Origin of the sequence: Stutzerimonas frequens (assembly GCF_024448335.1) — a bacterium.
Classification (GTDB): Bacteria; Pseudomonadota; Gammaproteobacteria; order Pseudomonadales; family Pseudomonadaceae; genus Stutzerimonas; species Stutzerimonas frequens.
The window spans coordinates 189782-215326 of the sequence record NZ_JAMOHM010000001.1; the positions used below are offsets into that span (position 1 = coordinate 189782).

Annotated in this window: 27 protein-coding genes; 9 read left to right on the forward strand and 18 right to left on the reverse strand. The window is 64.0% G+C overall.

Going from position 1 to position 25545, the window contains the following annotated elements:
* Window positions 1-30 precede the first annotated feature (30 nt).
* Window positions 31-672, reverse strand: coding sequence for an orotate phosphoribosyltransferase (gene pyrE / locus NAO55_RS00875; RefSeq protein WP_102839523.1), 642 nt, complete (start codon window positions 670-672; stop codon window positions 31-33).
* Window positions 673-757: 85 nt separating this feature from the next.
* Between pyrE and crc the strand changes: the two genes are divergently transcribed.
* Window positions 758-1537 carry a catabolite repression control protein Crc gene (gene crc, locus NAO55_RS00880; protein WP_102839522.1) on the forward strand — a complete coding sequence of 260 codons (780 nt, stop codon included), beginning with the start codon at window positions 758-760 and terminating at the stop codon, window positions 1535-1537.
* Between the two features lie 76 nt (window positions 1538-1613).
* Here the strand turns inward: crc and NAO55_RS00885 are convergent, their stop codons facing one another.
* The gene (locus NAO55_RS00885) at window positions 1614-1982 is read right to left on the reverse strand and encodes a DUF4870 domain-containing protein (protein ID WP_102839521.1); all 369 of its coding nucleotides are present in this window, start codon (window positions 1980-1982) and stop codon (window positions 1614-1616) included.
* Window positions 1983-1999: 17 nt separating this feature from the next.
* Window positions 2000-2722 carry a ribonuclease PH gene (gene rph / locus NAO55_RS00890; protein WP_063539545.1) on the reverse strand — a complete coding sequence of 241 codons (723 nt, stop codon included), beginning with the start codon at window positions 2720-2722 and terminating at the stop codon, window positions 2000-2002.
* Between the two features lie 148 nt (window positions 2723-2870).
* Here rph and NAO55_RS00895 point away from each other — a divergent pair, with 148 nt between their 5' ends.
* From NAO55_RS00895 to NAO55_RS00915, 5 genes are all read left to right on the forward strand, one after another.
* Entirely contained in the window at window positions 2871-3734 is an 864-nt protein-coding gene (locus NAO55_RS00895; protein ID WP_102839520.1) for a YicC/YloC family endoribonuclease, read from the forward strand.
* 57 nt (window positions 3735-3791) lie between these two features.
* Window positions 3792-4412: a guanylate kinase gene (gene gmk, locus NAO55_RS00900; protein WP_102839519.1), complete on the forward strand. Its 621-nt coding sequence runs from the start codon at window positions 3792-3794 to the stop codon at window positions 4410-4412.
* A 96-nt stretch (window positions 4413-4508) separates the two neighbouring features.
* Window positions 4509-4772, forward strand: coding sequence for a DNA-directed RNA polymerase subunit omega (rpoZ, locus tag NAO55_RS00905; protein WP_003295433.1), 264 nt, complete (start codon window positions 4509-4511; stop codon window positions 4770-4772).
* A gap of 57 nt (window positions 4773-4829) precedes the next feature.
* Complete coding sequence (gene spoT / locus NAO55_RS00910) at window positions 4830-6938, forward strand: bifunctional GTP diphosphokinase/guanosine-3',5'-bis pyrophosphate 3'-pyrophosphohydrolase (protein WP_102839518.1); 2109 nt, start codon at window positions 4830-4832, stop codon at window positions 6936-6938.
* A 103-nt stretch (window positions 6939-7041) separates the two neighbouring features.
* Window positions 7042-7422 (forward strand): RidA family protein, encoded by a 381-nt coding sequence (locus NAO55_RS00915; RefSeq protein ID WP_063539541.1) that lies wholly within the window; start codon window positions 7042-7044, stop codon window positions 7420-7422.
* A gap of 41 nt (window positions 7423-7463) precedes the next feature.
* On the opposite strand, the gene NAO55_RS00920 is transcribed toward NAO55_RS00915, so the two are convergent.
* The 3 genes from NAO55_RS00920 to NAO55_RS00930 form a co-directional block, all read right to left on the reverse strand.
* Window positions 7464-8024, reverse strand: coding sequence for an OmpA family protein (locus tag NAO55_RS00920; protein WP_232244581.1), 561 nt, complete (start codon window positions 8022-8024; stop codon window positions 7464-7466).
* A complete protein-coding gene (locus tag NAO55_RS00925; protein WP_102839517.1) occupies window positions 8021-8479 on the reverse strand; it encodes a FecR domain-containing protein in 459 nt (152 codons plus the stop codon). The genes NAO55_RS00920 and NAO55_RS00925 overlap by 4 nt, the downstream gene beginning before the upstream one ends.
* A gap of 291 nt (window positions 8480-8770) precedes the next feature.
* Window positions 8771-9529, reverse strand: a complete 759-nt coding sequence (locus tag NAO55_RS00930) for a substrate-binding periplasmic protein (protein ID WP_102839516.1) — start codon at window positions 9527-9529, stop codon at window positions 8771-8773.
* A 491-nt stretch (window positions 9530-10020) separates the two neighbouring features.
* Here NAO55_RS00930 and NAO55_RS00935 point away from each other — a divergent pair, with 491 nt between their 5' ends.
* Window positions 10021-11997 (forward strand): AAA family ATPase, encoded by a 1977-nt coding sequence (locus NAO55_RS00935; RefSeq protein WP_102839515.1) that lies wholly within the window; start codon window positions 10021-10023, stop codon window positions 11995-11997.
* 34 nt (window positions 11998-12031) lie between these two features.
* On the opposite strand, the gene NAO55_RS00940 is transcribed toward NAO55_RS00935, so the two are convergent.
* From NAO55_RS00940 to vimR, 4 genes are all read right to left on the reverse strand, one after another.
* Window positions 12032-12649, reverse strand: coding sequence for a TPM domain-containing protein (locus tag NAO55_RS00940; protein WP_102839514.1), 618 nt, complete (start codon window positions 12647-12649; stop codon window positions 12032-12034).
* An 18-nt stretch (window positions 12650-12667) separates the two neighbouring features.
* Window positions 12668-13420, reverse strand: a complete 753-nt coding sequence (locus tag NAO55_RS00945) for a TPM domain-containing protein (protein WP_102839513.1) — start codon at window positions 13418-13420, stop codon at window positions 12668-12670.
* Window positions 13417-14025, reverse strand: a complete 609-nt coding sequence (locus tag NAO55_RS00950) for a LemA family protein (RefSeq protein ID WP_063539686.1) — start codon at window positions 14023-14025, stop codon at window positions 13417-13419. The genes NAO55_RS00945 and NAO55_RS00950 overlap by 4 nt, the downstream gene beginning before the upstream one ends.
* Window positions 14026-14129: 104 nt before the next feature.
* Complete coding sequence (vimR, locus tag NAO55_RS00955; protein WP_102839512.1) at window positions 14130-15050, reverse strand: transcription regulator VimR; 921 nt, start codon at window positions 15048-15050, stop codon at window positions 14130-14132.
* Window positions 15051-15152: 102 nt separating this feature from the next.
* On the opposite strand from vimR, the gene NAO55_RS00960 reads away from it, so the two are divergent.
* Entirely contained in the window at window positions 15153-16166 is a 1014-nt protein-coding gene (locus NAO55_RS00960; protein WP_102839511.1) for a zinc-binding alcohol dehydrogenase family protein, read from the forward strand.
* A gap of 17 nt (window positions 16167-16183) precedes the next feature.
* On the opposite strand, the gene NAO55_RS00965 is transcribed toward NAO55_RS00960, so the two are convergent.
* On the reverse strand, window positions 16184-17407 hold the full coding sequence (locus NAO55_RS00965; protein ID WP_102839510.1) for a CaiB/BaiF CoA transferase family protein: 1224 nt from the start codon (window positions 17405-17407) through the stop codon (window positions 16184-16186).
* 65 nt (window positions 17408-17472) lie between these two features.
* On the reverse strand, window positions 17473-18654 hold the full coding sequence (locus tag NAO55_RS00970) for an acyl-CoA dehydrogenase (RefSeq protein WP_102839509.1): 1182 nt from the start codon (window positions 18652-18654) through the stop codon (window positions 17473-17475).
* Between the two features lie 177 nt (window positions 18655-18831).
* Here NAO55_RS00970 and NAO55_RS00975 point away from each other — a divergent pair, with 177 nt between their 5' ends.
* Window positions 18832-19773: a LysR family transcriptional regulator gene (locus NAO55_RS00975; protein WP_102839508.1), complete on the forward strand. Its 942-nt coding sequence runs from the start codon at window positions 18832-18834 to the stop codon at window positions 19771-19773.
* Window positions 19774-19790: 17 nt separating this feature from the next.
* On the opposite strand, the gene NAO55_RS00980 is transcribed toward NAO55_RS00975, so the two are convergent.
* From NAO55_RS00980 to NAO55_RS01005, 6 genes are all read right to left on the reverse strand, one after another.
* Window positions 19791-20957, reverse strand: a complete 1167-nt coding sequence (locus tag NAO55_RS00980) for a Fic family protein (protein ID WP_102839507.1) — start codon at window positions 20955-20957, stop codon at window positions 19791-19793.
* A gap of 230 nt (window positions 20958-21187) precedes the next feature.
* Window positions 21188-21562, reverse strand: a complete 375-nt coding sequence (locus NAO55_RS00985) for an SCP2 sterol-binding domain-containing protein (protein WP_102839506.1) — start codon at window positions 21560-21562, stop codon at window positions 21188-21190.
* Window positions 21563-21702: 140 nt separating this feature from the next.
* Window positions 21703-21975, reverse strand: coding sequence for an HU family DNA-binding protein (locus tag NAO55_RS00990; RefSeq protein WP_003283322.1), 273 nt, complete (start codon window positions 21973-21975; stop codon window positions 21703-21705).
* 149 nt (window positions 21976-22124) lie between these two features.
* A complete protein-coding gene (locus tag NAO55_RS00995) occupies window positions 22125-23309 on the reverse strand; it encodes an NAD(P)/FAD-dependent oxidoreductase (protein WP_102839505.1) in 1185 nt (394 codons plus the stop codon).
* 35 nt (window positions 23310-23344) lie between these two features.
* Window positions 23345-23512, reverse strand: coding sequence for a rubredoxin (gene rd / locus NAO55_RS01000; RefSeq protein WP_014595645.1), 168 nt, complete (start codon window positions 23510-23512; stop codon window positions 23345-23347).
* A 113-nt stretch (window positions 23513-23625) separates the two neighbouring features.
* Window positions 23626-25329: an L-lactate permease gene (locus NAO55_RS01005; protein ID WP_102839504.1), complete on the reverse strand. Its 1704-nt coding sequence runs from the start codon at window positions 25327-25329 to the stop codon at window positions 23626-23628.
* Window positions 25330-25545 lie beyond the last annotated feature (216 nt).

Sequence of the window (25545 nt, forward strand, 5' to 3'; positions counted from 1 at the left end):
ATCTATGCATGGCGGACTACCTATCCTGGGTCAGATTCCATACTGCTCGCGATAAGCCTGCACCGCAGGCAGGTACTGTTTCAGCTGAGCGTCGTCGGCCAGATATTCCAGCACCTGCTCCAGGGACACAATACTGATCACCGGCATTCGATAATCACGTTCCACTTCCTGAATCGCGGACAGCTGTCCCTGCCCTCTTTCCTGACGATTGAGGGCGATGAGCACCCCGGCTGCCTCGGCGTTCTGCGCCTGGATGATCTGCATGACTTCACGGATGGCGGTGCCAGCGGTGATCACATCGTCGACGATCAGCACGCGCCCGGCCAACGGCGCACCGACCAGGGTGCCCCCCTCGCCGTGATCCTTGGCTTCCTTGCGGTTGAAGCACCAGGGCACGTCGCGCTGGTGCTGCTCGGCCAAGGCGATGGCGGTCGCGGCGCCGAGTGGGATGCCTTTGTAAGCAGGGCCGAAAATGACATCAAAATCCAGACCGCTCTGCATCACGGCCGAGGCATAGAAGCGTCCGAGCTGGGCGAGCGCACCGCCACTGTTGAACAAACCGGCATTGAAGAAGTAAGGGCTGGTACGTCCCGACTTGAGAGTGAACTCACCGAAACGCAGTACGCCGCGCTCGATGGCGAAGCGGATGAATTCGCGCTGGTACGCCTGCATGAAGAAATTTCCCGGAAAACCACTGTTTTAGCTAATTGCGAAGAGCTTGGGTTATCATACACGCACGTGTTTTTAGGGGCCATTTATGCGGATCATCAGCGTCAACGTGAATGGCATTCAAGCGGCGGCGCAGCGGGGATTGCTCAGCTGGCTGCAGGCGCAGAATGCCGATGTCATCTGCCTGCAGGATACCCGCGCCTCTGCCTTGGAACTCGACGACCCGGCCTATCAGCTGGACGGTTATTTCCTCTACGCCTGCGATGCCGAGATTCCGGAACAGGGCGGCGTGGCGCTTTACTCCAGATTGCAGCCAAAAGCAGTGATCACCGGACTGGGCTTCGAAACCGTGGACCGCTACGGCCGTTACCTGCAGGCCGACTTCGACAAGGTCAGCATTGCCAGCCTGCTGGTGCCGTCCGGTCAGGGTGGCGACGCCAATTTGAATCACAAGCTCAAGTTCATGGACGATTTTGCCCGCTATCTGGACAAGCAGCGCCGCAAGCGTCGTGAGTACATCTATTGCGGTTCGCTGTACGTCGCGCATCAGAAGATCGATGTGAAGAACTGGCGCGACTGCCAACAGGATCCGGGCTTCCTCGCGCCCGAACGTGCCTGGCTCGATGAAATCTTCGGCAACATGGGCTACGTCGACGCCTTGCGCGAAGTGAATCGCGAAGGCGATCTGTTCAGCTGGTGGCCGGACACGGAGCAAGCGGAGATGCTCAACCTCGGCTGGCGCTTTGATTACCAGATCCTGACCTCGGGCCTTCGCCGCTTCGTCCGCAGCGCACGCTTGCCACGTCAGCCACGCTTCTCCCAGCACGCACCGCTGATCGCCGATTACGACTGGACGCTCAGCCTGTAAGCTCGCGACTCGCAAGGGCGACCGGCGCGGAGACCGCCGGTCGCCGCTCAGCGGTCAACTGAAGATCGAAGCCGGCCTATTTGACGAGCCGCCAGCAGAACGGATAACGGTAGGGCTTGCCCTCGTTGGCGCGGATGCCGGCGATCACCACCAGCACCAGCGCCACGACGCTCACCAGCACCATCAGCGGGAAGCCGATGAGGATCCAGGCCAGCACGCCGCAGATCATCATCGCAATGCTGAAGGTCAGCTGAAAATTCAACGCCTCCTTGCCCTGCTGGTCGACGTAGGGGTCCATGTCCTTCTTCAGCTGCCAGACGATCAGCGGACCAATCACGTTGCCGATCATCGGCGCCAGGAACCAGAAGAACGCCGAATAATGACAGAACATTGCCCACTGGCGCGCTTCGCGACTGGGCAACGGCACGAGATCCTGATCGCTCATTCCGCGCTACCTCTTTCTCAGTCCGCCAGCGCCGCGCGCTGCAGGTCGAACAACTGGCGCATGCCATCGTGGGCCAGTGCGAGCATGGCATTGAGCTCATCGGCATGGAACGGCGCACCCTCGGCAGTGCCCTGAACCTCGATGAAACCGCCAGCATCGGTCATCACCACATTCAGGTCGGTCTCGGCGGCAGAGTCTTCCAGATAATCCAGGTCCAGCACTGGCGCACCCTGGTAGATACCGACCGAAACGGCTGCGATCATCTGCTTGACCGGATCGCCACCCTTCAGACCACCACGCTTTTTCAGGACCTTCAGGGCGTCGATCAGCGCGACCATGCCGCCAGTGATCGAGGCTGTGCGCGTACCGCCATCGGCCTGAATCACGTCGCAGTCAATGAACAGCGTGTTCTCGCCCAGCTTGCTCATGTCCAGCGCGGCCCGCAGCGAGCGCCCGATCAGACGCTGGATTTCCAGCGTGCGTCCACCCTGTTTGCCCCGTGCGGCTTCGCGTTGGTTCCGCTCACCAGTCGAACGCGGCAGCATGCCGTACTCGGCAGTCAACCATCCCTGGCCCTGGCCCTTGAGGAAGCGCGGCACGCCGGCCTCGATGCTCGCCGTGCAGATCACCTTGGTATCGCCAAACTCGACCAGCACCGAGCCCTCTGCATGCTTGGTGTAGTTACGGGTGATGCGGATCGAGCGCAGCTGATCGGCGGCACGGCCACTGGGTCGCTTCATGGATAGGTCCTGCTAGATAAAGAATGTGAGCGGCATTATAGAGCCCCTGGCCGGGAAAGGGTCGCAACCGTCCGGCCGTCACTGCAGCGATGGCCGGTTTCCATTACAATCCTCCGCCTTTCGCAGTCCGCATCCGAGAGGTTATCCGATGGTCCACAGCATGACGGCCTTTGCCCGCAGCGAGCAGGCCGGCACCCATGGCACCCTCAGCTGGGAAATCCGCTCGGTCAATCACCGTTATCTGGAACCGCACCTGCGCCTGCCTGAGGCGTTCCGCGATCTTGAAGGTCAGGTGCGCGATGCGCTGCGCAAGGGCCTCTCGCGCGGCAAAGTGGAGTGCACGCTGCGCTTCGCCGAGGAAAGCCAGCGCAGCAGCCTGCAGGTCGACCGGGAGCGCGCCAGCCAGTTGATCGCCGCCGCCGAAAGCGTTGCCGCCCTGATTCGCCAGCCGGCCGCCATCGATCCGCTGCAGGTGCTCGGCTGGCCGGGCGTGCTGGTTGCCGATGCGGCCGACCCGCAAGCACTCAACCAGAGCGCACTGGAGCTGTTCCACAAGGCTCTGGCGCAGCTCAAGGAAGGCCGCCGGCGCGAGGGCGCGGAGCTCGCCAAGCTGCTCGAGGAGCGCCTGGACAGCATCCTTGCGGAAGTCGCCACGCTGCGTGAGCAAGTGCCGCAGATGCTCGCCGCCCAGCGCCAGAAGATCCTCGACCGTTTCAACGAGATGGCCGCCGAGCTGGATCCGCAACGCCTCGAGCAGGAGATGGTCCTGCTCGCACAGAAGAGTGACGTGGCCGAAGAACTCGACCGTCTGAGCACCCACGTCGGCGAAGTTCAGCGCGTGCTCAAGGCCGGTGGCGCCGCCGGGCGCCGCCTTGATTTCCTCATGCAGGAACTCAACCGCGAGGCCAACACCCTCGGTTCGAAAGCCTTCGACCCGCGCAGCACCCAGGCCGCGGTGAACCTCAAGGTTCTGATCGAGCAGATGCGCGAACAGGTGCAGAACATCGAATAACCCCAGCTGCCTAGCGGCTGGTCTACTTTTGTCCCACAGGCTTTCCAGGAACCCGTCATGTCCGCCACTACCGGTACGCTTTACATCGTGTCCGCGCCTTCCGGGGCCGGCAAGACCAGCCTGGTCAAGGCCTTGGTCGACGCACAACCGCAGGTGCGGGTGTCGGTTTCGCACACGACTCGCGCCATGCGCCCGGGCGAGGTCGACGGCGTGAACTACCACTTCGTCAGCCGCGAGGATTTTCTCGAGCGTCTGGAGCGCGACGAGTTCCTCGAACATGCCGAAGTGTTCGGCAACCTCTACGGCACCTCGCAGCGCTGGCTGGAGCAGACCCTGGCCGAGGGCTTCGACCTGATCCTGGAAATCGACTGGCAGGGCGCCCAGCAGGTGCGCCGGCTGATGCCGCAAGCCAAGTCGATCTTCATCCTCCCGCCGACCCAGGAAGCTCTGCGCCAGCGCCTGAACAACCGCGGCCAGGACAGCGACGAGATCATCGAGAAGCGCATGCGCGAAGCGGTCAGCGAGATGAGCCATTACGTCGAGTACGACTACCTGGTGATCAATGACGACTTCGCCCACGCGCTGGTCGACCTGCAGTCGATCTTCCGCGCCAACCAGCTCAAGCAGCAATCCCAGCAGCGGCGCCACGCACGACTGCTCAGCGAGCTGCTGGCCTGAGAAACAGCGCTTCCATTAAGGCTGGTGATTTTTTAGACTAATCCGTCCGCTCGCCCATCCGGGCATGCTCTACCGTTACTGATCACGAGGAACACCATGGCCCGCGTTACCGTTGAAGACTGCTTGGACAACGTTGATAACCGCTTCGAGCTGGTCATGCTTGCCACCAAGCGCGCGCGTCAACTGGCGACCGGCGGCAAGGAGCCGAAAGTGGCCTGGGAGAACGACAAGCCGACCGTTGTCGCGCTACGCGAAATCGCTTCCGGCCTGGTCGATTACGATGTCATCGCACAGGACGAAATCGTTGATGACGAACCGCTCTTCACCCAGTACGAGGAAGAGCCGAACGAGGCCATCTGATTAAATGCCAGGTCGAAGTCGAGCCGATCACATCGCCCGCCGGCAAGGAGCACTACCTTGCCAGCCATAGACGCACTCGCGGATCGCCTGTCGACCTATCTCGGCCCGGACCAGGTCAACCTGGTTCGCCGAGCCTATTTCTATGCCGAGCAGGCCCACGACGGGCAGCGCCGGCGCAGCGGTGAAGCCTACGTCACCCATCCCCTCGCGGTAGCCAATATCCTCGCCGACATGCACATGGACCATCAGAGCCTGATGGCCGCGATGCTGCACGACGTCATCGAGGACACCGGCATTCCCAAGGAAGCCCTGGTCGCCCAGTTCGGCGAAACCGTGGCCGAGCTCGTCGATGGGGTCAGCAAGCTGACCCAGATGAACTTCGAGACGAAGGCCGAGGCCCAGGCCGAGAACTTCCAGAAGATGGCCATGGCCATGGCCCGCGACATCCGCGTGATCCTGGTCAAGCTCGCCGACCGTCTACACAACATGCGCACCCTGGAAGTGCTGGCCGGCGAAAAGCGTCGACGCATCGCCAAGGAAACCCTGGAAATCTACGCACCGATCGCCAATCGCCTCGGTATGCACACGATGCGCGTGGAGTTCGAGGATCTCGGCTTCAAGGCCATGCACCCGATGCGTTCGGAGCGCATCCGCGCCGCCGTACGCCGCGCCCGCGGCAACCGCAACGAGATCGTCGAGAAGATCGAACAGTCGTTGATCCACTGCCTCGAGCGCGAAGGTCTGGAAGGCGACGTACTGGGCCGCGAGAAGCACCTGTACAGCATCTACAAGAAGATGCGCGGCAAGCGGAAAGCCTTCCACGAGATCATGGATGTCTACGCCTTCCGCATCGTGGTGGACAAGGTCGATACCTGCTATCGCGTGCTCGGCGCCGTGCACAGCCTGTACAAGCCACTGCCGGGCCGTTTCAAGGACTACATCGCGATTCCCAAGGCCAACGGCTACCAGTCGCTGCACACCACCCTGTTCGGCATGCACGGCGTGCCCATCGAAATCCAGATCCGCACCCGCGAAATGGAAGAGATGGCCAACAACGGCATCGCCGCACACTGGTTGTACAAGTCCCCCGAGGACGAGGTGCCCAAGGGTACCCATGCTCGCGCCCGTCAGTGGGTCAAGGGGGTACTGGAACTGCAGCAGCGTGCCGGCAACTCGCTGGAATTCATCGAGAGCGTGAAGATCGACCTGTTCCCCGACGAGGTCTACGTCTTCACCCCCAAGGGCCGCATCATGGAGATGCCCAAGGGTTCCACCGCTGTCGACTTCGCCTATGCGGTGCACACCGATGTCGGCAACACCTGCATCGCCTGCCGCGTCAACCGCCGCCTGGCACCGCTGTCGCAGCCGCTGGAAAGCGGCTCGACGGTGGAAATCGTCACCGCGCCGGGTGCACGGCCGAATCCCGCGTGGCTGAATTTCGTCGTCACCGGCAAGGCGCGCACGCACATTCGCCATGCGCTCAAGCTGCAGCGCCGCTCGGAGTCCATCAACCTCGGCGAGCGGCTGCTGAGCAAGGCCCTCAGCGGTTTCGAAACGAGCCTCGACAAGATCAGCCCCGAGCGTATCCAGCTGGTGCTTGCCGAGTACCACATGGAATACGTCGAGGACCTGCTGGAAGACATCGGCCTGGGCAACCGCATGGCCTACGTCATCGCCCGCCGCCTGATCGCCCGGGACGACGAGCAGGCACCGGCCCTCGAAGGGCCGCTGGCGATCCGTGGTACCGAAGGGCTGGTACTCAACTACGCCAAGTGCTGCACGCCGATTCCCGGCGACCCGATCGTCGGTCACCTGTCGGCCGGCAAGGGCATGGTGGTGCACCTGGAAACCTGCCGGAACATCGCCGATGTCCGGCACAATCCGGACAAGTGCATCCAGCTGTCCTGGTCCAAGGATGTCACGGGCGAGTTCAACGTCGAGCTGCGCGTCGAGCTGGAGCACCAGCGCGGCCTGATCGCCCTGCTCGCCGGCAGCGTCAATGCCGCCGACGGCAACATCGAGAAGATCGGCATGGACGAGCGCGACGGCCGCATCAGCGTGGTCCAGCTGGTGGTCAGCGTGCATGACCGCGTGCATCTGGCCCGCGTGATCAAGAAACTGCGCACCATCAAAGGCGTGACGCGCATCACCCGCGTCAAAGCCTGACCTCCCCGTCGCCTCCGACCTGTCTGCATAACGCCCCGGCTGGCCGCTGCCGGCGTCAGCCATTATGCTGGCTACCCGTTGCCCAATTCGCAGAGGAGTTTCCATGAGCAAGACCGTGATCAACACCGACAAGGCCCCGGCCGCCATCGGCACCTACTCCCAGGCCATCAAAACCGGCAACACCGTCTACCTGTCCGGACAGATCCCGCTGGATCCCAAGACCATGGAGCTGGTGGAGGGTTTCGAGGCGCAGGCCGTGCAGGTGTTCGAGAACCTCAAGGCGGTGGCCGAGGCCGCAGGCGGCTCGCTGAAGGACATCGTCAAGCTCAACATCTTCCTCACCGACCTCGGCAATTTCGCCACCGTCAACGAGGTGATGAGCCGTTACTGCCAGCAGCCGTACCCGGCGCGCGCAGCCATCGGCGTCGCCGCGCTACCGAAAGGCGCGCAGGTCGAAATGGACGCGATTCTGGTCATCGACTGATCCGCTGCGGCCGGCGCGGCCCTGTGCCGCGCCGCTGCTCATCAGCGCACCAGCACCTCGACCCGCCGATTGCGCGGCTCGGCGGTGGCATCCGGTGTCACCACCAGCAGATTTCCCTCGCCGTGCGACGTAACCCGCAGCTCCATGGCCTCCAGCCCCCGCGCTTTCAGTAGTTCGGCGACAGCCTGGGCGCGGCGCAGGCCGACCTGCTCGTTCGTGGCCCGATGCCCCAGCGTATCGGTATGGCCGATCACCGTGACCACCGGGTAATCGCGGCGCAGCGCCGCCTGCAATACCTCGTCCACGACCTGCGTGGCGGCACCGTCCAGCCCCGAGGCTCCCGACTGAATGACGAAACGCTCCGGCAGGGCCGGCTGCGCGGACAAGGCCTCGCCGAAATCACGGCCCCGGCGCATGTCGCTGACCGCAAACGCTGGACCAGTCCCGGCAATCGTCATGCCCTGGCCCGGCGCCTCGAGCAGGCGCTGCCCCTCGTCACCCAGCACCACACCGCCCGGCACCCCGTCGGCCAGCATGACGTAGGAGTGCTGCGCGCAACCAGCAAGCGTCAGCAGCGCCATGAGCAGAACGTGCCGCTTCATTCGTTCACCTTCATCAGCAGCTGGCCTCCAAGCACCCGCACAAGCCCCTGTGGGGTATCGATCGCCACCGCGTCGGGATCGAGCCGCGCCATGTCGCCGGCAATCAGATTCAGCGATCCCCGAGCGAGCATGGCACGCAGTTGGAGATCGCCAGCGGCCGGGGCGAAGCGGAACTCATCAAGCGTGAATTCGCTATGCGGGCCGAACGACAACACGCTGCCATCGTCGAGGATCACACCGAGCCTACCCTTGGCGCCGGTACTCAATGCCACCCCGGGCACGATCGCCTGACCGACCTTTGCCGCGTTGGTATAGCCGCGGCTGCTGACGTACGCAGGGCCTTCCACCCGCGCCACATGCCCAACCGGTTCGGGCAGCTTTTCGGCGAAGGCAGGCGCAATCAAGGCTGCAGCGGCCAGATAGAGGGCACGCTGCATGTTGTTGAAGCAAATCATCGAATTCTCGAATCGTCAGGAATGCGGTTGGAGCGATCCCGCTCCACTGAGCTAAGGCAGTCCAAACCGGCAAAAAATCCCCTGCCGTTTCGTTTTCCGGTGATTTACTGGTGGAACGGAGCCAGGCGGCTGGCATCTGCGAGTCAGCGCGAACCGGCTCTCGCTGCAGCGGCCCGCGCAGCCGAAGGCCGCACAGGCACGGCTCGTTCATGTTTCGATTCGAGAGGCAGATCGGACCGCGCAAACAACCTCGGGGACGATCACCCGCCCCCCTGGCGGCATGGAACGCCATCAGTTCAGGTAACGCTGCCCTGCCTGTTGCAGCAACCCCTCCTGTTTCATTTGGTCGAGTGTTCGCTGCAGTTTCTCGACGACCGCATCCGGCGTTTCCTTGTTCAGCGCCAGGTAGAGATCGCCCCGGCTCAGTGTCAGCGCCACGACCAGCGGGCCGACGCCAGCCTGCTTCGCCTCGTATTCGCCGGAGGGGTTGGTGGTCGCCCACAGATCGAACTGGCCGGCCTTCAGCTTGGCCGGCGTATCGATCAGCGAACTCTGCACCTCGATGCCGCGGTTGATCAGGTACTGACTGCCCACGCTGCCATCCTTCGAGCCGATTCGATACTGCCTGGCATCTTCCAGGCTAGAGACCTGAACCTGGCTTTCCGGGGTCTTGAGCAGCACAATCTGGATCTCGCTGAGCGGACCGACCCACTTGTACTTGGGCTCGCGCTCGGGGGTACGACTGAGGGAGAACACGGCGAAGCCTGGGGTCTTCTCGGCCAGTTTTTGCAGGCGGCTCCACGGGAAACGCAGCGTCATCGCGTAGGGCACGTCCGCGCGCTTGAACAGGGCGGCCACCACGTCGGCGTCGATGCCGCTGATCGCATCCTCCTTGGCGAAATTCTTGCCATCGTCGGCCATGCTGAAGGGTGGAAAGTTTTGCGTGAGCAGGTTGATCGTTTCCCCGTCGGCACTGGCCGAGGCAAATGGGAGGAGGGCAATCAGCGCGCCCAGGAAAGCGCAGCGAAAATATTTCTTGTTGGTCGGCATGTTGAGATCTCGGGTCGATCGGACATCGTTATGCCGCACCGGCGTCGATTCCGGGCGGCTGTCGGCAAGTTCTTATTGCGCCCGGCTCGTGACAAGCGACCGCGCGGCGATGAACCCTAACAGCGCCTGGCAGGACACTCTCTGCGTCGGATCACTTACGTGCGTGCTGCCCTCCGATGGCGGCTCCACAACGCAGGGGCAAATGCAGAGCCACGGCATTTGGCGCTAGTTTTCGTTCCCCTGGCGGCTGGTCATTCGTCGAAAACCTGCGAGCCGTTCGTCGCGTAGCCACCCCCATGGTGGCACTTGCCGTATTCTCGCCGGCTATCGGAGTCTGCGGACCCGAGACACAGTCGGGCATATAAATCGCATCCAACGCATCCGAACTGTGGCGCGCCATGCAAATGGCGCCGCGGGGCTTCCCGCAAAACTGTGGTCCGCCTGCGGGCGGTGGTTTGTCGAAACGTCGGGGCTACCCGACTGGATGTGAAATGAAAACACCTCGTCTGCTACAAGGTCGTCGCCGCCCTGTACTCGCCATTTTTCTACTCCTGCTGATCGCCGCTTGCATTACCTATTGGCAGCTGCAGCCCAGCTCTCCGTCGACACCAGCCACTGGCGCGGCGGCGAGCATGCTCGAAGCCCTGCAGGAGTCCACCGATCCCTGGCAGGCCAATCGCCGCGACCTCTCGGTGCTGGTGAATGACCTGCGTGGCGCCAACATCGCCAGCGCCGCGCTGGGTAAGGACGCGGTGTACGTCAGCCTGCACGACGGCCTACGTTACTGGGTGCCGGATCAGTCCGGTCGCGTCGCCGGGCTGCTGCTCGAGCAGTACGCGCAGGGCAGCGGCGAACTGTTCCCGTTGGCCATGTTCCAGACCGACGCGGAAAAGCCGTTCTACACCTACCTGCTGCCGTACTCGCCAATTGCCCTGCTGCTGCTCGGCGCGGCAATCTTCTTCGGCATGAAAACGCGCAGCTTCGAGGTCCAGCGCAAGGGCAGCGGCGTGACCTTCGCCGACGTGATCGGTGCCGCGGAGGCCAAGCAGGCCCTCAGCGACGTCACCGCCTACCTGCGCAATCCGGCCGCCTACGCACGCCTCGGCGCGCGCCCACCCAAGGGTGTGCTACTGACTGGCGAGCCCGGTACGGGAAAGACTCAGCTGGCCAAGGCACTGGCCAGCGAATCGAATGCCAGCTTCATCCAGGTCACCGGCAGCGACTTCTCCTCGATGTATTTCGGCGTCGGCATCCAGAAGGTCAAGGCGCTGTTCCGTACCGCACGTAAGCAGGCGCCGTGCATCATCTTCATCGACGAGATCGATGGCATCGGCAAGCGCGCCGAACAGCAGCGTTCCAGCGATGCCGAGAGCAACCGCATCATCAACCAGTTCCTCGCCGAGATGGACGGCTTCGACGGCGCCAGCGGCGTGCTGGTGCTGGGCGCCACCAACTTCCCCAATTCGCTCGATCCGGCGCTGGTGCGCGAAGGCCGCTTCGACCGCTCCATCGCCGTCGGCCTGCCCGGCCTCGATGACCGTGAGGCGCTGTTCCGCTTGTACGCCGGCAAGATCAGCGCGGCGACCGATCTGGACTTCCCGCAGCTGGCGCGCAACACCGTCGGCCTGACGCCGGCCGCGATCGCCTACATCGTCAACCATGCCGCCCTGCTAGCAGCCCGCGCGGGCGCCAAACAGGTCGATATGGCGCACTTCGTCGATGCGGTGGAAACCTGCCGCATCGGCGAGCAGCCTTCCGGCGTAACGCCGATGTCCGCCACCGACCGCAAGCGCATCGCCGTGCACGAAGCCGGCCACGCGCTGGTAGCCGCGGCGCTGAATGTCGGTCGGGTGGAAAAAGTCACCATCCTGCCGCGCGGCCAGGCGCTGGGCGTGACCCTGGTAACGCCGGTGGAAGACAAGCGGCTGCACATGTATTCCGAGCTGCGTAACCGCATCCAGATGCTGCTGGCCGGCCGTGGTGCCGAGCAGTTGTATTTCCATGAAGTATCGTCCGGTGCCGGGCAGGATCTGCAGGAAGCCTCGAAGATCGCCCTTTCCATGGTCGGTGCCCTCGGCATGGGGCCGCGTGGCTCGCTGCTGAGCCTGCAGGCCGTGCGCGACGCGCATCTGGACAGCGATCCGCGCGAAGCGTTGGAAGCAGCCGATGAACTACTGCAGCAACTCAATCACGAGTGCCTCGCACTGCTACAGCGCCTGAAGCCGGCGCTCGACCAGATCACCGAACGCCTGCTCGAGTGCGAGACCGTGCCGGGTGAGGAAGTGCTCGCTGCGGTTGCGGCAATTCCTGCCGACCGTGGCCACGGCATCTCGCCATGGCATGGCCCGGTCTCCGGACTCGAGCGCGTCGCCGCCTCAGGCTTCGACGACGGCACCGGGGCGCTGTTCGACCTCGTCGCTGGTGAGCCGAAGGACACTACCGAGCCGGAAGGCCCCGGGATGGCCTAGAGCTCTGCCTGGCGCCTCGGCAACACCCGTGCGCTCAGGGCAATAACACCAGGCGGTTGGGCAGTTCGTTGCGTTCGTGGGTCTTCGGCACATGCTGCGCCAGCAGCGCACCACTGGCCTCGATGCAGCCGAGAAAGCCTTCGAGCACCTGGCCCTGCTTCACCCGCTCGGTGAAGCAGGCGACAACCGATTCCCAGGCGGCATTGTCGATTCGACTGGAAATGCCGCGGTCGACCAGAATCTCCACGTAGCGCTCGGCTTCGGAGACGAAGATCAGCACTCCGGTGTCGCCGTCGGTGTGATGCAGATTGAGTTCGATGAACTGCCGCCGCGCCAGGTTGCAGGCGCGCCAGTTGCGCACCGAACGCGGGATTAGATGGCTGGTCAGCGCCGGCATGCGGAACAGCACCGCGAGCACGATAAAGGTCGCCCACTGCACCAGCAGCAGCTGCCAGGCGCTCAGCCAGCCGCTGAAGAACAGTAATGCACCAGGCAGCAGCAGCGCGATCAGGCTGGCCCAGAGCAGTGGGATGTAGTGGTAGTCGTCGGCCTGCGCGGCGAGCACCGTCACCAGCTCGGCGTCGGTGCTGCGCTCTACGCGCTCGATCGCCTCGGCCACCTGCCGCAGTTCGCTTTCGCTGAGTAAGGTCATCGTTCGTCCATCGTCCGTTTACCAGCCACCGGAAGCGCCGCCGCCACCGAAGCCACCACCGCCTCCACCGAAGCCTCCGCCGCCGAAACCGCCACCGCCAAAGCCGCCTCCGCGCCCCATGCCACCAAGCAAGGCGCCCAGCAGCAAGGCACGACGACCGCCACCGCGGCCACCGCGCCCGCCGCCGATGACGAAAATTGCTACCAGCATGAGGAAGAAACCGAGAATCCCGAGGCCACCCGGTTGTTCCTGCGCCATCGGCATCACCGGCCGCAGCTCGGCCGGCAATGGGTCGCCGCCAAGCACGGTGATGATCGCCTCTGCACCCTCGGTGATGCCGGCGGTGAAGTCGCCGCGCTGGAACGCCGGCGCGATGATCCGGTTGATGATGACCGAGGACTGCGCATCGGTGAGCCGACCTTCCAGGCCGTAGCCGACTTCGATGCGAATCTTGCGATCATCGCGAGCGACGATCAGCAGCGCACCGTTATCCTCGCCCTCTTGGCCGATGCCCCAGGTACGGCCGAGCTCCAGACCGAATTCCTCGATGCTGCGCCCGCCCAGGTCCGGAACCGTAACAACGACAACCTGCTCACCGGTCGCCTGCTCGTGGCCGGCCAGCATGCTGGTCAGCCGCGCCTCGGCCTGGGTGTCGAGCAGCTCGGCACGATCGACCACGCGGCCGGTCAGCTCCGGGACCTCGACTTCCTGGGCGACGAGGTTACCGGCCCAGAGCAGCAGGATCAGCAGTAGCGAAAACCTGGAGGTCATTGAAACTGCACTTGTGGCGCTTGCTCGGCATTCTCGGCGGTAGCCTCGAAGTTCTCGCGAATCGGCATGTCGCTGTACATCAGCGTGTGCCAGATGCGGCCAGGGAAGGTGCGGATCTCGGTGTTATAGCGCTCTACCGCCGCGATGAAATCACGCCGGGCCACCGCGATGCGGTTCTCGGTGCCTTCGAGCTGCGATTGCAGGGCGAGGAAGTTCTGGTTCGACTTCAGCTCCGGATAGCGCTCGGATACCGCCATCAGCCGGCTCAGGGCGCCGGTCAGCTGGTTCTGCGCCTGTTGGAACTGCTGCAGCTTCTGCGGATCATCCAAGGTGCTGGCATCGACCTGAATCGACGTCGCCTTGGCCCGCGCTTCCACCACCGCGGTGAGGGTTTCCTGCTCCTGACGGGCGAAGCCCTTGACCGTTTCAACCAGGTTGGGAATCAGGTCGGCACGGCGCTGGTACTGGTTCTCCACTTGCGACCAGGCGGCCTTCACCTGCTCGTCATAGGTTGGGATGTTATTGATCCCGCAGCCGGCCAGCAGCCAGGACATGAGAACGACAACCGTCAGTTGCCAGGTGTAGCGAAAACGCTGCGTATGCATGATGCGCCTGTCCATTCTGTTAACCAGTACTCAGATAAGAATAGCCAAACGCCATAAGAGTTCAGCCCGGCAACGAACCTGCATGGCTGTGGTGCAAAAACGAGCTACAACGTCCGCCAGGGCGCGCGCGCCAGCAGCGCCTTGCAACGCGTCTGCAGATGTTCATGCAGCAACCGCACCGGCTTGCTCAACTGTGCGCGATGGGCGCAGAGCAGGTTCAAGGGCGCCGCCTCGCCGAGACAGTCTGGCAACAACACCTGTAGACGGCCCGCGGCCACGTCGTCGGCGATGTCCAGCCAGGACTTGTAGGCCAGCCCACCGCCGGCCAGCGCCCACCGCCGCACCACGTCGGCATCGTCACTGACCCGATCACCGCTGACCTGCACGGTGAGCGCCCGGCGTCCCTCCTGAAAGCACCAGCGGTCATGCACGCGCCCGGCGAGCATGAAGCGCAGGCAGTTGTGCGCCGCCAGTTCGTCCAGCCGCTGCGGTGCACCGTGACGCTGCAGGTAGGCAGGCGAGGCGCACAGCACACGGCGGTTCTCGCCAGCGACCGGCAGCGCGACAAGGCTGGAATCCTCCGGTGCGCCATAGCGCAGGACCAGGTCCACCGGCTGGCGGAACAGATCGGTCAGCCCGTCGCCCAACAGCAGGCGCAGCTGCAACTGCGGATGGCTCGCCTGGAATTCGTCGAGCCAGGGCAGCAGCACGTTGCGCCCGAAATCCGATGGCGCCGACAGCTGCAGCACGCCGCTGATCGCCTCGCGCCCGCCAGCGAGCGCCTGGGCACCCTCGTCCAGACTGGCCAGCGCCGCCCGGGCATGTAGCAGATAAGCCTCGCCCTCGGCGGTCAGACGCAGGCTGCGGGTGGAGCGCACGAACAGCCGCACACTCAGGCTCGCTTCCAGGCGCTTCAAGGCCGCACTGGCCACTGCGGGCGACACGTCGAGCCCGCGCGCGGCCGCGGAAAGGCTGCCGCTGTCGGCGGTACGGACGAACAGCTGCAGGTCGTCGATACGCAGCATTTTCAAAATCCTGTTGAAAGAGACTCGCTTATCGCCCCGTTTTTCCGCCGAGTCAAATAAACGAGCATGCCCGCACTCAACCGAACCCAATGGAGCATCAGCATGAAAGCGGTCGCCTTTTTCGAATCCCTCGCCATCGACGATCCCCGTGCCCTGCAGGACGTGGAGCTACCAGAGCCGGTGCCCGGCCCGCGGGACCTGCTGGTGGAGGTGCGCGCCATCTCGGTCAACCCGGTGGATACCAAGGTACGCCGCAACACCCAGCCAGAGGCCGGTCAGCCGAAGGTGCTGGGCTGGGACGTCGCCGGCGTGGTGGTCGGGGTGGGCAGCGAAGTCAGCCTGTTCAAGGTCGGCGACGAGGTGTTCTACGCCGGCTCCATCGCCCGCGCCGGCGGCAACAGTGAACGCCATCTGGTGGACGAGCGCATCGTCGGACGCAAGCCGCAGAGCCTGAGCTTCGCCGAGGCCACCGCGCTGCCGCTGACCGCCATCACCGCCTGGGAGCTGCTGTTCGAACGCCTGCAACTGGTGGAGGGCCATGGCGCCGGGCAGCTGCTGCTGATCGTCGGAGCCGCCGGCGGCGTCGGTTCGATCATGCTGCAGCTGGCCCGTCAGCTCACCGAGGTCAGCGTGATCGCCACCGCCTCGCGTCCGGAAACCCAGGCCTGGGCGCGTGAACTCGGCGCCCATCATGTCATCGACCATAGTCAGCCGTTGCACGCCGAGCTGCAGCGCGCCGGTTTCGCCAGCGTCAGCCATGTCGCCAGCCTGACCCAAACCGATCAGCACTTCGATCAGCTGGTCGAGGCGCTGACGCCGCAGGGCCGCCTGGCACTGATCGACGATCCGGCCCAACCGCTGGACGTGATGAAGCTCAAGCGCAAGAGCCTGTCGCTGCACTGGGAACTGATGTTCACCCGCTCACTGTTCGAGACGCCGGACATGATCGAGCAGCACCACCTGCTGCAGCGCGTCAGCCAGCTGGTCGATCAGGGCGTGCTGCGCACCACCCTCGGCGAACATTTCGGCACCATCAACGCGGCCAACCTGCGCCGTGCCCATGCCCTGCTGGAAAGCGGCAAGGCCAAGGGCAAGATCGTGCTGGAAGGCTTCTGAGCTAGATAGCCTCCAGGCTAGATAACTCTGGCCGCGCGCAGGCCGGCGATCTGCTCGTCGTTCATGCCCAGCAGGCGCTGCAACAGCGCCTCGCTGTGCTCGCCGAGCAGCGGCGGCGGCATGCGGTAATCCACTGGCGAAGCGGACAGCCGCAGCGGGCTGGCCACCTGCGGCAGGTGGCCGGCCAGCGGGTGCGGCATCTCGACGTTCAGCCCGCGGTGCTGCACCTGCGGGTCGGCGAACACCTGGGCCAGGTCGTTGATCGGCCCGCAAGGCACGCCGGCCTGCTCCAGCGCACTGACCCATTCGGCCGTGGTGCGGAACACCGTGACCTGGCGGATCAGCGGAATCAGTTCGGCGCGATGGGCAACGCGCGCGCGATTGGTGGCGAAGCGGGCATCGGCCGCCCACTCGGGACGCCCGGCCACCTCGCAGAACTTGCGAAACTGACCGTCGTTGCCGACGGTGAGGATGATGTCGCCGTCGGCAGTGGGGAAATCCTGATAGGGCACGATATTCGGATGGGCATTGCCCATGCGCCTGGGCGCCACGCCGGTGGTGAGGTAGTTGAGCGCCTGGTTGCCGAGGCAGGCGACCTGCACGTCGAGCAGCGCCGTGTCGATATGCTGGCCCTCGCCGCTGCGTTCGCGGTGTGCCAGCGCAGCGAGCACGCCAACGGTGGCGTAAAGGCCGGTGAGGATATCGGTCAGCGCCACGCCGACCTTCACCGGCCCGGCGCCCTCCTCCGCATCGCTGCGGCCGGTCAGGCTCATCAGCCCGCCGAGGCCCTGGATCATGAAGTCGTAGCCGGCACGTGTGGCGTAGGGGCCGTCCTGGCCGAAACCGGTGATCGAGCAGTAGATCAGCCGCGGATTGATCGCCTTCAGGCTTTCGTAATCCAGCCCGTAGGCGGCCAGCCCGCCGACCTTGAAGTTCTCCAGCAGCACATCGCACTGCGCCACCAGCTCGCGGATGATGCGCTGGCCCTCGGGCCGGGTGAAGTCGACGGTCAGCGACTGCTTGTTGCGGTTGGCGGTCAGGTAATAGGCCGCCTCAGAGGTGTTCTCGCCGTGCTGATCCTGGAGATAGGGCGGGCCCCAGTGGCGGGTATCGTCGCCCGTGCCGGGGCGCTCGACCTTGATCACCTCGGCGCCGAGATCACCGAGGATCTGCCCGCACCAGGGCCCGGCGAGCACGCGCGACAGGTCGAGAACGCGGATATGGGACAGGGCGCCGGGCATGGACGAAACCTCGAAGGCTATTGGACGGAGCAAGCACCCTCTCCTCCTGGGAGACGGGTGCAGTTTCAGAAGAACGCCTGAATGCCTGTCTGCGCGCGGCCGAGGATCAGTGCATGCACATCGTGGGTGCCCTCGTAGGTGTTCACCACCTCCAGGTTGACCAGGTGCCGGGCCACGCCGAACTCGTCGCTGATGCCATTGCCGCCCATCATGTCGCGCGCCATGCGTGCCACGTCGAGCGCCTTGCCGCAGCTGTTGCGCTTCATGATCGAGGTGATTTCCACCGCGGCGGTGCCCTCGTCCTTCATGCGGCCGAGGCGCAGGCAACCCTGCAGGGCCAGGGTGATCTCGGTCTGCATGTCGGCCAGCTTCTTCTGAATCAGCTGGTTGGCCGCCAGCGGCCGACCGAACTGCTGGCGGTCGAGCACGTACTGGCGCGCGGTGTGCCAGCAGAACTCGGCGGCGCCCAGTGCACCCCAGCTGATGCCGTAGCGGGCACTGTTCAGGCAGGTGAACGGCCCCTTCAGCCCGCGCACGTCGGGGAAGGCGTTCTCTTCCGGGCAGAACACGTTGTCCATGACGATCTCGCCGGTGATCGAGGCGCGCAGGCCGACTTTTCCGTGGATCGTCGGGGCGGACAGCCCTTCCCAGCCCTTTTCCAGCACGAAGCCGCGAATCTCGCCGGCGTCATCCTTGGCCCAGACCACGAAGACATCGGCGATCGGGCTGTTGGTGATCCACATCTTGCTGCCGGACAGGCGATAGCCGCCGTCGACCTTTTTCGCCCGGGTGACCATCGAGCCAGGGTCGGAGCCGTGGTTCGGCTCGGTGAGGCCGAAGCAGCCGATGTATTCGCCGCTGGCCAGCTTGGGCAGGTACTTCTGCCTAGTCGCCTCGTTGCCGAACTCGAAGATCGGCACCATCACCAGCGAGGACTGCACACTCATCATCGAGCGGTAGCCCGAATCGATGCGCTCGACCTCGCGGGCGATCAGGCCGTAGCACACGTAGTTCAGCCCGCTGCCGCCGTAGGCTTCGGGAATGGTCGCGCCGAGCAGACCGGTCTCGCCCATCTCGCGAAAGATCGCCGGATCGTTGCGCTCATGGCGGAAGGCTTCCAGCACCCGCGGCGCCAGCTTGTCGGCGGCGAACTGCGCGGCGCTGGCCTGCACCATGCGTTCTTCCTCGGTCAGCTGCTGGTCGAGCAGCAGCGGGTCGATCCAGTTGAAGCTTGCTTTGCCGGCCATTCGGGAGGCTCCTCTTTTGTTGTCTTCGGCACCGCGGGCGCGCGGGCGGGATGAGCTGATCCTAGGCGCCGCAACGGTGTGTCGCAAACGAGGATTTCGCACCAAACTGTGCGTTTCGCTCACTCCGAGATAAGCTCCGCGTCCATTATCAGGCTTATCCCGTGAGGTCTTTGCATAATGCGCCGCAAGATCCCTAGTACCGCCGCGCTGATCGCCTTCGAGGCCGCCGCCCGCCACGAGAGCTTCACCCGCGCGGCCGACGAGCTGGCGCTGACCCAGAGCGCCATCTGCCGGCAGATCGGCGGGCTGGAGGAATTCCTCGGCCTGGCGCTGTTCCGCCGTTCGCGGCGCGGCGTGAAGCTCACCGCCGCCGGCCAGTCCTACGCCCGCCGCATCGCCGCGCAGCTGGACGCGGTGGAGCGCGACACGCTGTCGGTGATGGGCCAGCAGGGCGCCATGAGCCTGGAGCTGGCCGTGGTGCCGACCTTCGGCACCCAGTGGCTGGTGCCGCGCCTCAGGCGTTTCCAGGCGCTGCATCCGGAAATCACGGTGAACCTGACCAACCGCACCCGGCCCTTTCTCTTTGCCGATACCGAGTTCGATGCTGCCATCTACTTCGGCGATGCCGACTGGTCCGGTACCGAGGCGCACTACCTGATGCCCGAGGACCTGCAGCCAGTCTGCAGCCCCGCCCTGCTGCGCGACGGTCAGCCGTTCACGACCCAGGCCCTGGCCGAACTGCCGCTGCTGCAGCAGACCACCCGGCCCTATGCCTGGCGGCAGTGGTTCGATTCGTTGGGGCTGAAAGTCGCCCGCGACATGACCGGCCCGCGCCTGGAGCTGTTCTCCATGCTGGCGCAGGCGGCCGAGCATGGCATGGGAGTAGCGTTGATTCCGCCGTTCCTGATCCAGCGCGAACTGGCCGAGGGGCGGCTGGTGCTGGCGCATCCGCACGCCTATCGCAGCGAGACGCGGGCGTACTACCTGATGATTCCCGAGCGCAAGGTGGAGTCGGCGGGGCTGGTGGCGTTTCGAGACTGGCTGAAGGATGAGGCGAGGGTTTGGAGGGGGCAGGCTCCTAACGAACTCATTGCCGCCCCAAGAGAATCAGGCAGCTAACCTTAATAGGCAGCCACTTATGGCCGTGCCGCCACGACAGGCTCAGGAATAAAGCCTTCGGCCGTCAACGTACGAATGACGCCCCGAAGCAGGTAGTTGTTCGTGAAGCCCAGGGTGTACTGACGGGAGTTGGGCTGAATCGGGACCAGCATTCGTCTGTCAACCAACTTCTTGATTTGATAGGTCCTTTGCGGCCCGTTCAGGTCAGGCATCGCATCCGCTAGGTCTCCAGACTTCGCCACTCCGCTGTCAGTGTCCAGAAGTCGACGAAGAATTGAGTGCTCCTGGCCGGTGATGTGTTCTCTTTCACGAGAGAAGACGAGTGCCGGCTGCAGGATTCTGGCTTTAAGGTAGCCATAGTCACACAGCCGATCGAGCTTGCTCAGCTCTGTGAGGATGCCCTGGAGTACATAGATGCACCACCGTTCCAGACCTAGCTGTGTACCGCGATCAGCCTCGCCCAGCATCTCGTAGTAACGCTCACGATCATTGCAGAACACTGCAGTGGGGTTCAGCAGTCGACCGCCGGCGGAGACATCGAATCCGTACTTGATGAGCATCAGGTACGTCAACAAACGAACCACCCGGCCATTGCCATTGGCAAACGGGTGAATCCATCCGAATCGGTGGTGCGCAAGCGCCACTTTCATAAGGTGATACTTCTGCGGATCGTGAGCATTTATGAACGCCACCAACTCATCCATGTACCCAGCAACTTGCACGGCGTCCGGCGGAAGGTGCTTCGATTGCGCAATGCGAACCTGGGTCGTCCTGAACTGACCGGGATTCCGGTCTCCCTCTCTGTCGAGCCCCCCTACGGTAATGGCGTGCAATTCTCGAATGAGATGGAGGCTGACGTCGTCTCCTTCCTTGAAATGTTGCTCGATGAAGCTCATAGCTCTCTCGATGTTGGAGATTTCGCGCAGTTGATCGGTAGCCGTGTCATCTCCCTCCATCTTGCTTTCAACGTAATCAGCGAGAGTTGTGTGGTTGCCTTCAATGCGGGCAGACCCAAGGCTTTCCAAGATGTGGAAAACATTCTTGAGTTGGAAGAAAAGGCTTGCTGGAGTCGTACCCGCCAGCCTGTAGCGGCGTAGGTGCTCCAGCTCATTCAGGACATCGACAAGTGGTGAGTCGAAGGCTGGATTGAGGAGGGCCAAGTCGTGATGAGTGAAATCCGGCATGTTGAAAATCTCCAACCCGCTCAACAATTAAGTCGACACAATGCCACGCAAACCCGCAAAAATACTAGACAAGGCCGAGATTCAACCCACACCACAAGTCAACTCATGCATTCAGCGAACTTAAATTTGAGTTACGACCAAGTCAAAGCTGATCCGCTCAGGCATGGACGCCCTACGCGGTTTTCCACCCTACGGTTCTTGGCCGGACATGAGAAGGTGACGCGACAGGGTCACTTCTTCTTACGAGGCTTCAGGTACTTCATCAGTCCCTGAAACCACATCACCAGCGCCGGATTCCCCTCGATCTGGATGTCCTTGTTCTGAATGCCCTGCATGAACGCCAGCTGCTTGTTCTTCGCCGTCATGGTGGCGAAGCCATAGGCGGCATCCTTGAACCCCAGGGAGAACGCCGGCTCAGGCGCCGGGCCGCGCTTGCTGGTGACGCGCTGGTCCTTCACCACGAAGTGCCGGGCAACCTTGCCGTCCAGAGTGTGCAGCTGGAAGCTCAGGTCCTTGTCGCCCAGCTGCTGCTGGAACTCGGGATTGGTGCGGCTGGCCTTGGCCATCAGGCGGCCCAGCATCCAAAGCAGAAAGCGGAATTTCATGGTGATGTTCCGACCGGTACGAGAGGAAGGCCGCATTGTAGTGGCTTGGTCGGCGGGGGGAAGGACGGGTACGAACGGGTCCGGGGAAGACCGGTCGGTCAGGTTTACCCGGAGCCGATCGGCTCCGGGTCGGCGCAGCGTCAGTTGACGGCGTCTTTGAGCATCTTGCCCGGTTTGAACGCGACGGTATTGCTGGCCTTGATGGTGACCGGTTGCCCGGTCTGCGGGTTTTTCCCGGTGCGGGCGCCACGGTGGCGCTGAACGAAGGTGCCGAAACCGACCAGGGTGACGCTGTCCTTGCGGTTCAGCGCATTGGTGATTTCATCCAGCACGGCGTTGAGCACGCGATTGGCCTGGTCCTTGGACAGATCAGCCTTCTCGGCAATGGCTGCGGCGAGTTCCGGTTTACGCATTGGGAGCCTCTGAGACGTTTTTGTTGTTGTGTCCGTACTGTTCACAAGAACAGCGCTAAAGGCGCTGCAACAGCTCTAGGCTGGGGCAGACCCATGGAGAATGGCACGGCGCTAGCACCTGCGCCAGTCCCCGCGGACGCCCTGCAAGCTCAGTTGGGGGACTTTAGCGACAGAATTTGCGGTAGTTCCGCCAATACCGGTGGCAACTGCTTGTTCAGCGCCAGCCGCTCCTGCACCGCGGCGCCGGTCAGCGCATAGCCGAGCAACCGCCCGGAAGGCCCGAGATAGAGCGCTTTCACATCATTACCCTGGGCTTCCACGGTCCACGAGCCGGCGCTACCGGTGGCAGGTACGGAGACCACCACAGGGCACGCCGGGGTCTTCACGGTGACCGGCATCGGGCCATAACTGACAAAGGTCGGATTGCCAAACAGCGTTTTAGCCAAGGCCCGTGCGCCGGCCATCAGCGGCATCACGTAGAGCAGACTGAGCCCTTCCACCTCGGCGCAATCGCCCAGGGCATAGACGTGCTCCGCCGAGGTCTTGAGCAGGCGATCGACGACGATGCCGCGCTTGACCTCAAGCCCCGCCTCGGCGGCCAGCTCGGTACGTGGGCGCAGGCCGACGGCACTGACCACCAGATCGCAGGCCCGCTGCGAGCCGTCGGACAGGGTCGCCTGCAGACCGTCGGTGCTGCGCTGCAGGCGCTCCAGCGTGGCCCCGAGATGAAAGCGCGCGCCGATGCCCTCCAGGCCGCGCTTCACCGCCTCGGCGGCCTGCAGCGGCAGCAGGCCCGGCATGACCTGCTCGCTGGGGGCGACCAGATCCACCTCGTGGCCGCCCTGCAGCAGGTCGTTGGCGAACTCGCAGCCGATCAACCCGGCGCCGAGGATCAGCACGCGGCGTTTGCCGGCGGCAGCGGCACGGAAGCGGCCGTAATCGTGCAGGTCGTTGATCGGGAAAATGGCGTCGGCGGCATCGCCTGCGACTGGTACCTGGATCGTCTGCGCGCCCCAGGCCAGCACCAGATCGCGGTATGGCACCGGCTCGTTGCCGATCCAGACACGGCGGTGCGCCGGGTCCAGACGAGTGACGCGGGTGTGCGTGCGAATCTCCGCGTTCAGCTGTTCGGCCATGGCCCCGGCGGTGGCCATGCCCAGGCTGTCGGCGTCCTTGTTGGCGGCGAAACCGGTGGACAGCAACGGTTTGGAATAGGAACGACCGTCGTCCGCGGTGATCAGCAACAGCGGCGTCTGCGGGTCCAGCTTGCGGAACTCGCGCGCCAGGTTGTAGCCGGCCAGGCCGGTGCCGATGATGACTACGGGTGCGCTCACGTCATGTCCTCGTTTGATGGGTTGGCGAAACGGGATCAGCCGATGGCGATCATTTCGAAATCGAGCTTGCCGACGCCGCAGTCGGGGCAGACCCAGTCTTCCGGCACGTCTTCCCAGGCCGTCCCGGGGGCGATGCCCTCTTCCGGTACGCCCAGCGCTTCGTCATAGATGTAGCCGCACACCACACATTGCCATTTCTTCATGATCAACCTCGACGGTTATCGACTGCGACGCACGCTATACCAGAACGATGCGCCGTACCAACTGCACAAATGAAAACGGGCGGCCTGGGCCGCCCGTCACGCTACCGCCAGGCTCAGCCTGCGGCACCCACCAGCGGATCGCCGATGCCCATCACGTAGAACCCGATCAGGCCGATGCTGCCGGCCAGGATGAGGTAGTACAGGGTCGGCAGCATGGTCTTGCGCAGGGTGATCCCTTCGCGACCGAGCAGGCCGACGGTGGCCGAGGCCGCCACTACGTTGTGGATGGCGATCATGTTGCCCGCCGCCGCACCGACCGACTGCAGCGCCACCATCAGCGCACCGGACAGCCCCAGCAGGCCCGCGGTGTTGAACTGGAACTGCGACAGCATCAGGTTGGACACGGTGTTGGAACCGGCGATGAAGGCGCCCAGCGCACCGACCGCCGGCGCGAAGAACGGATAGACATCACCCACGCTGTTGGCCACCAGCTGCGCCATGGCCACCGGCATGGACACCAGGTCGGAGCCGTTCACGCCCGAGTTGATCAGGATGCGCACCATCGGGATGGTGAAGATCAGCACGAAGCCTGCGCCGAGCAGGGTCTTGCTCGACTCGGAGATCGCCGCGCCCAGTTCCCGCGCGCTCATGCGATGCAGGAAGAAGGTGATCAGCACCACGATGCAGAGAATGCCACCAGGCAGGTACAGCGGCTCCAGCGTGCCGGAGACGCCGGTCTCACCGAGAATGTCCTTCCAGCCGAACGATAGCGACATCAGCAGCGCCTTGAAGTCCGGGAACACCCGCGAGGCCACCAGCAACGCGGCCAGGATCAGGTACGGCGCCCAGGCCATCGGCACGGAAATCGGCGTCTTGCCGGCGACGTCCTCGATCTTCATCTCGATCTTGCCCATCCACTCGGATGGCCACTCGCTCGCCGGCGCAAAATCCCAGCTGTCCTTCGGCAGCAGGAAACCGGCCTTGGCCGCCGGTACGACGATGGCCAGACCGACCAGCGCACCGATCATCGACGGGAATTCCGGCCCGAGGAACACACCGGCCGCCGCGTACGGAATGACGAAGGCCAGGCCGGTGAACACCGCGAACGGTGCGATTGCCAGACCTTCGGTCCAGGATTTGTTGCGGCCGAAATAGCGGGTCATGATGCTGACCATGATCAGCGGCATGAGAATCCCGCACAGCGCGTGGATGATCGCCACGCGCGAGAAGATCAGGTGGAAGAACACCTCCCAGTTACTGCCCACCGCCGCCAGCTGCTCGCTGATGCCGGTCTTGTCCAGGCCGGCACCGACACCGACCAGGATCGGCGTGCCCACCGCACCGAAGGACACCGGCGTGGACTGCACCATCATCCCCATCACCACCGCCGCCAACGCCGGGAAGCCCAGCGCTACCATCAACGGTGCCGCCACCGCCGCTGGCGTACCGAAGCCCGAGGCCCCCTCGATGAAGCAGCCGAACAGCCAGGCGACGATCAGCACCTGGACGCGACGGTCAGGGCTGACGTTGGAGAAGCCACGCCGAATCGAACTGATCCCCCCGGAATGTTTCAGCGTGTTGAGCAGCAGGATCGCACCGAAGATGATCCAGAGGATCGCCGCGGTGAGGATCAGGCCCTGGAAGGTCGAGGCGATGACCCGGTTGAGGGTCATGCCCCAGGCCAGCAGGCCGATCAGCGCAGTGAGGACGAAAACCAGCGGCATGGCGTACTTGGCCGGCCAGCGAAAGCCGATCAGCAGCACACCCGCCAGCACCAGCGGCACGAAGGCCAGGATGGACAGTAGTGTTTGACTCATTTGTTGGGTCCCTGCGTTTTTTGTTGTGAACCACTTCTATTGTGTCCGGGCGTGCCCGGTGCTTCGCATGAAGCGCAGCCACGCGGTGCGCTTCCCGACGGCCCGGCCGAAGCCGTGCCGCTCATGCTCGAAAGCCCCGGGCGCCGTTGGACGCCTGGGGCTCCTGTCCTCACCGCGGGGGCCGAACCTCCGGCCGCACGCGGTTCCCCCTGTTCA

Excerpts from the sequence above, each read along its gene's own strand:
- pyrE (WP_102839523.1), bottom strand. The coding sequence starts at position 672 with ATGCAGGCGTACCAGCGCGAATTCATCCGCTTCGCCATCGAGCGCGGC.
- crc (WP_102839522.1), top strand. The coding sequence starts at position 758 with ATGCGGATCATCAGCGTCAACGTGAATGGCATTCAAGCGGCGGCGCAG.
- NAO55_RS00885 (WP_102839521.1), bottom strand. The coding sequence starts at position 1,982 with ATGAGCGATCAGGATCTCGTGCCGTTGCCCAGTCGCGAAGCGCGCCAG.
- rph (WP_063539545.1), bottom strand. The coding sequence starts at position 2,722 with ATGAAGCGACCCAGTGGCCGTGCCGCCGATCAGCTGCGCTCGATCCGC.
- NAO55_RS00895 (WP_102839520.1), top strand. The coding sequence starts at position 2,871 with ATGGTCCACAGCATGACGGCCTTTGCCCGCAGCGAGCAGGCCGGCACC.
- gmk (WP_102839519.1), top strand. The coding sequence starts at position 3,792 with ATGTCCGCCACTACCGGTACGCTTTACATCGTGTCCGCGCCTTCCGGG.
- rpoZ (WP_003295433.1), top strand. The coding sequence starts at position 4,509 with ATGGCCCGCGTTACCGTTGAAGACTGCTTGGACAACGTTGATAACCGC.
- NAO55_RS00915 (WP_063539541.1), top strand. The coding sequence starts at position 7,042 with ATGAGCAAGACCGTGATCAACACCGACAAGGCCCCGGCCGCCATCGGC.
- NAO55_RS00920 (WP_232244581.1), bottom strand. The coding sequence starts at position 8,024 with ATGAAGCGGCACGTTCTGCTCATGGCGCTGCTGACGCTTGCTGGTTGC.
- NAO55_RS00925 (WP_102839517.1), bottom strand. The coding sequence starts at position 8,479 with ATGATTTGCTTCAACAACATGCAGCGTGCCCTCTATCTGGCCGCTGCA.
- NAO55_RS00930 (WP_102839516.1), bottom strand. The coding sequence starts at position 9,529 with ATGCCGACCAACAAGAAATATTTTCGCTGCGCTTTCCTGGGCGCGCTG.
- NAO55_RS00935 (WP_102839515.1), top strand. The coding sequence starts at position 10,021 with ATGAAAACACCTCGTCTGCTACAAGGTCGTCGCCGCCCTGTACTCGCC.
- NAO55_RS00940 (WP_102839514.1), bottom strand. The coding sequence starts at position 12,649 with ATGACCTTACTCAGCGAAAGCGAACTGCGGCAGGTGGCCGAGGCGATC.
- NAO55_RS00945 (WP_102839513.1), bottom strand. The coding sequence starts at position 13,420 with ATGACCTCCAGGTTTTCGCTACTGCTGATCCTGCTGCTCTGGGCCGGT.
- NAO55_RS00950 (WP_063539686.1), bottom strand. The coding sequence starts at position 14,025 with ATGCATACGCAGCGTTTTCGCTACACCTGGCAACTGACGGTTGTCGTT.
- vimR (WP_102839512.1), bottom strand. The coding sequence starts at position 15,050 with ATGCTGCGTATCGACGACCTGCAGCTGTTCGTCCGTACCGCCGACAGC.
- NAO55_RS00960 (WP_102839511.1), top strand. The coding sequence starts at position 15,153 with ATGAAAGCGGTCGCCTTTTTCGAATCCCTCGCCATCGACGATCCCCGT.
- NAO55_RS00965 (WP_102839510.1), bottom strand. The coding sequence starts at position 17,407 with ATGCCCGGCGCCCTGTCCCATATCCGCGTTCTCGACCTGTCGCGCGTG.
- NAO55_RS00970 (WP_102839509.1), bottom strand. The coding sequence starts at position 18,654 with ATGGCCGGCAAAGCAAGCTTCAACTGGATCGACCCGCTGCTGCTCGAC.
- NAO55_RS00975 (WP_102839508.1), top strand. The coding sequence starts at position 18,832 with ATGCGCCGCAAGATCCCTAGTACCGCCGCGCTGATCGCCTTCGAGGCC.
- NAO55_RS00980 (WP_102839507.1), bottom strand. The coding sequence starts at position 20,957 with ATGCCGGATTTCACTCATCACGACTTGGCCCTCCTCAATCCAGCCTTC.
- NAO55_RS00985 (WP_102839506.1), bottom strand. The coding sequence starts at position 21,562 with ATGAAATTCCGCTTTCTGCTTTGGATGCTGGGCCGCCTGATGGCCAAG.
- NAO55_RS00990 (WP_003283322.1), bottom strand. The coding sequence starts at position 21,975 with ATGCGTAAACCGGAACTCGCCGCAGCCATTGCCGAGAAGGCTGATCTG.
- rd (WP_014595645.1), bottom strand. The coding sequence starts at position 23,512 with ATGAAGAAATGGCAATGTGTGGTGTGCGGCTACATCTATGACGAAGCG.
- NAO55_RS01005 (WP_102839504.1), bottom strand. The coding sequence starts at position 25,329 with ATGAGTCAAACACTACTGTCCATCCTGGCCTTCGTGCCGCTGGTGCTG.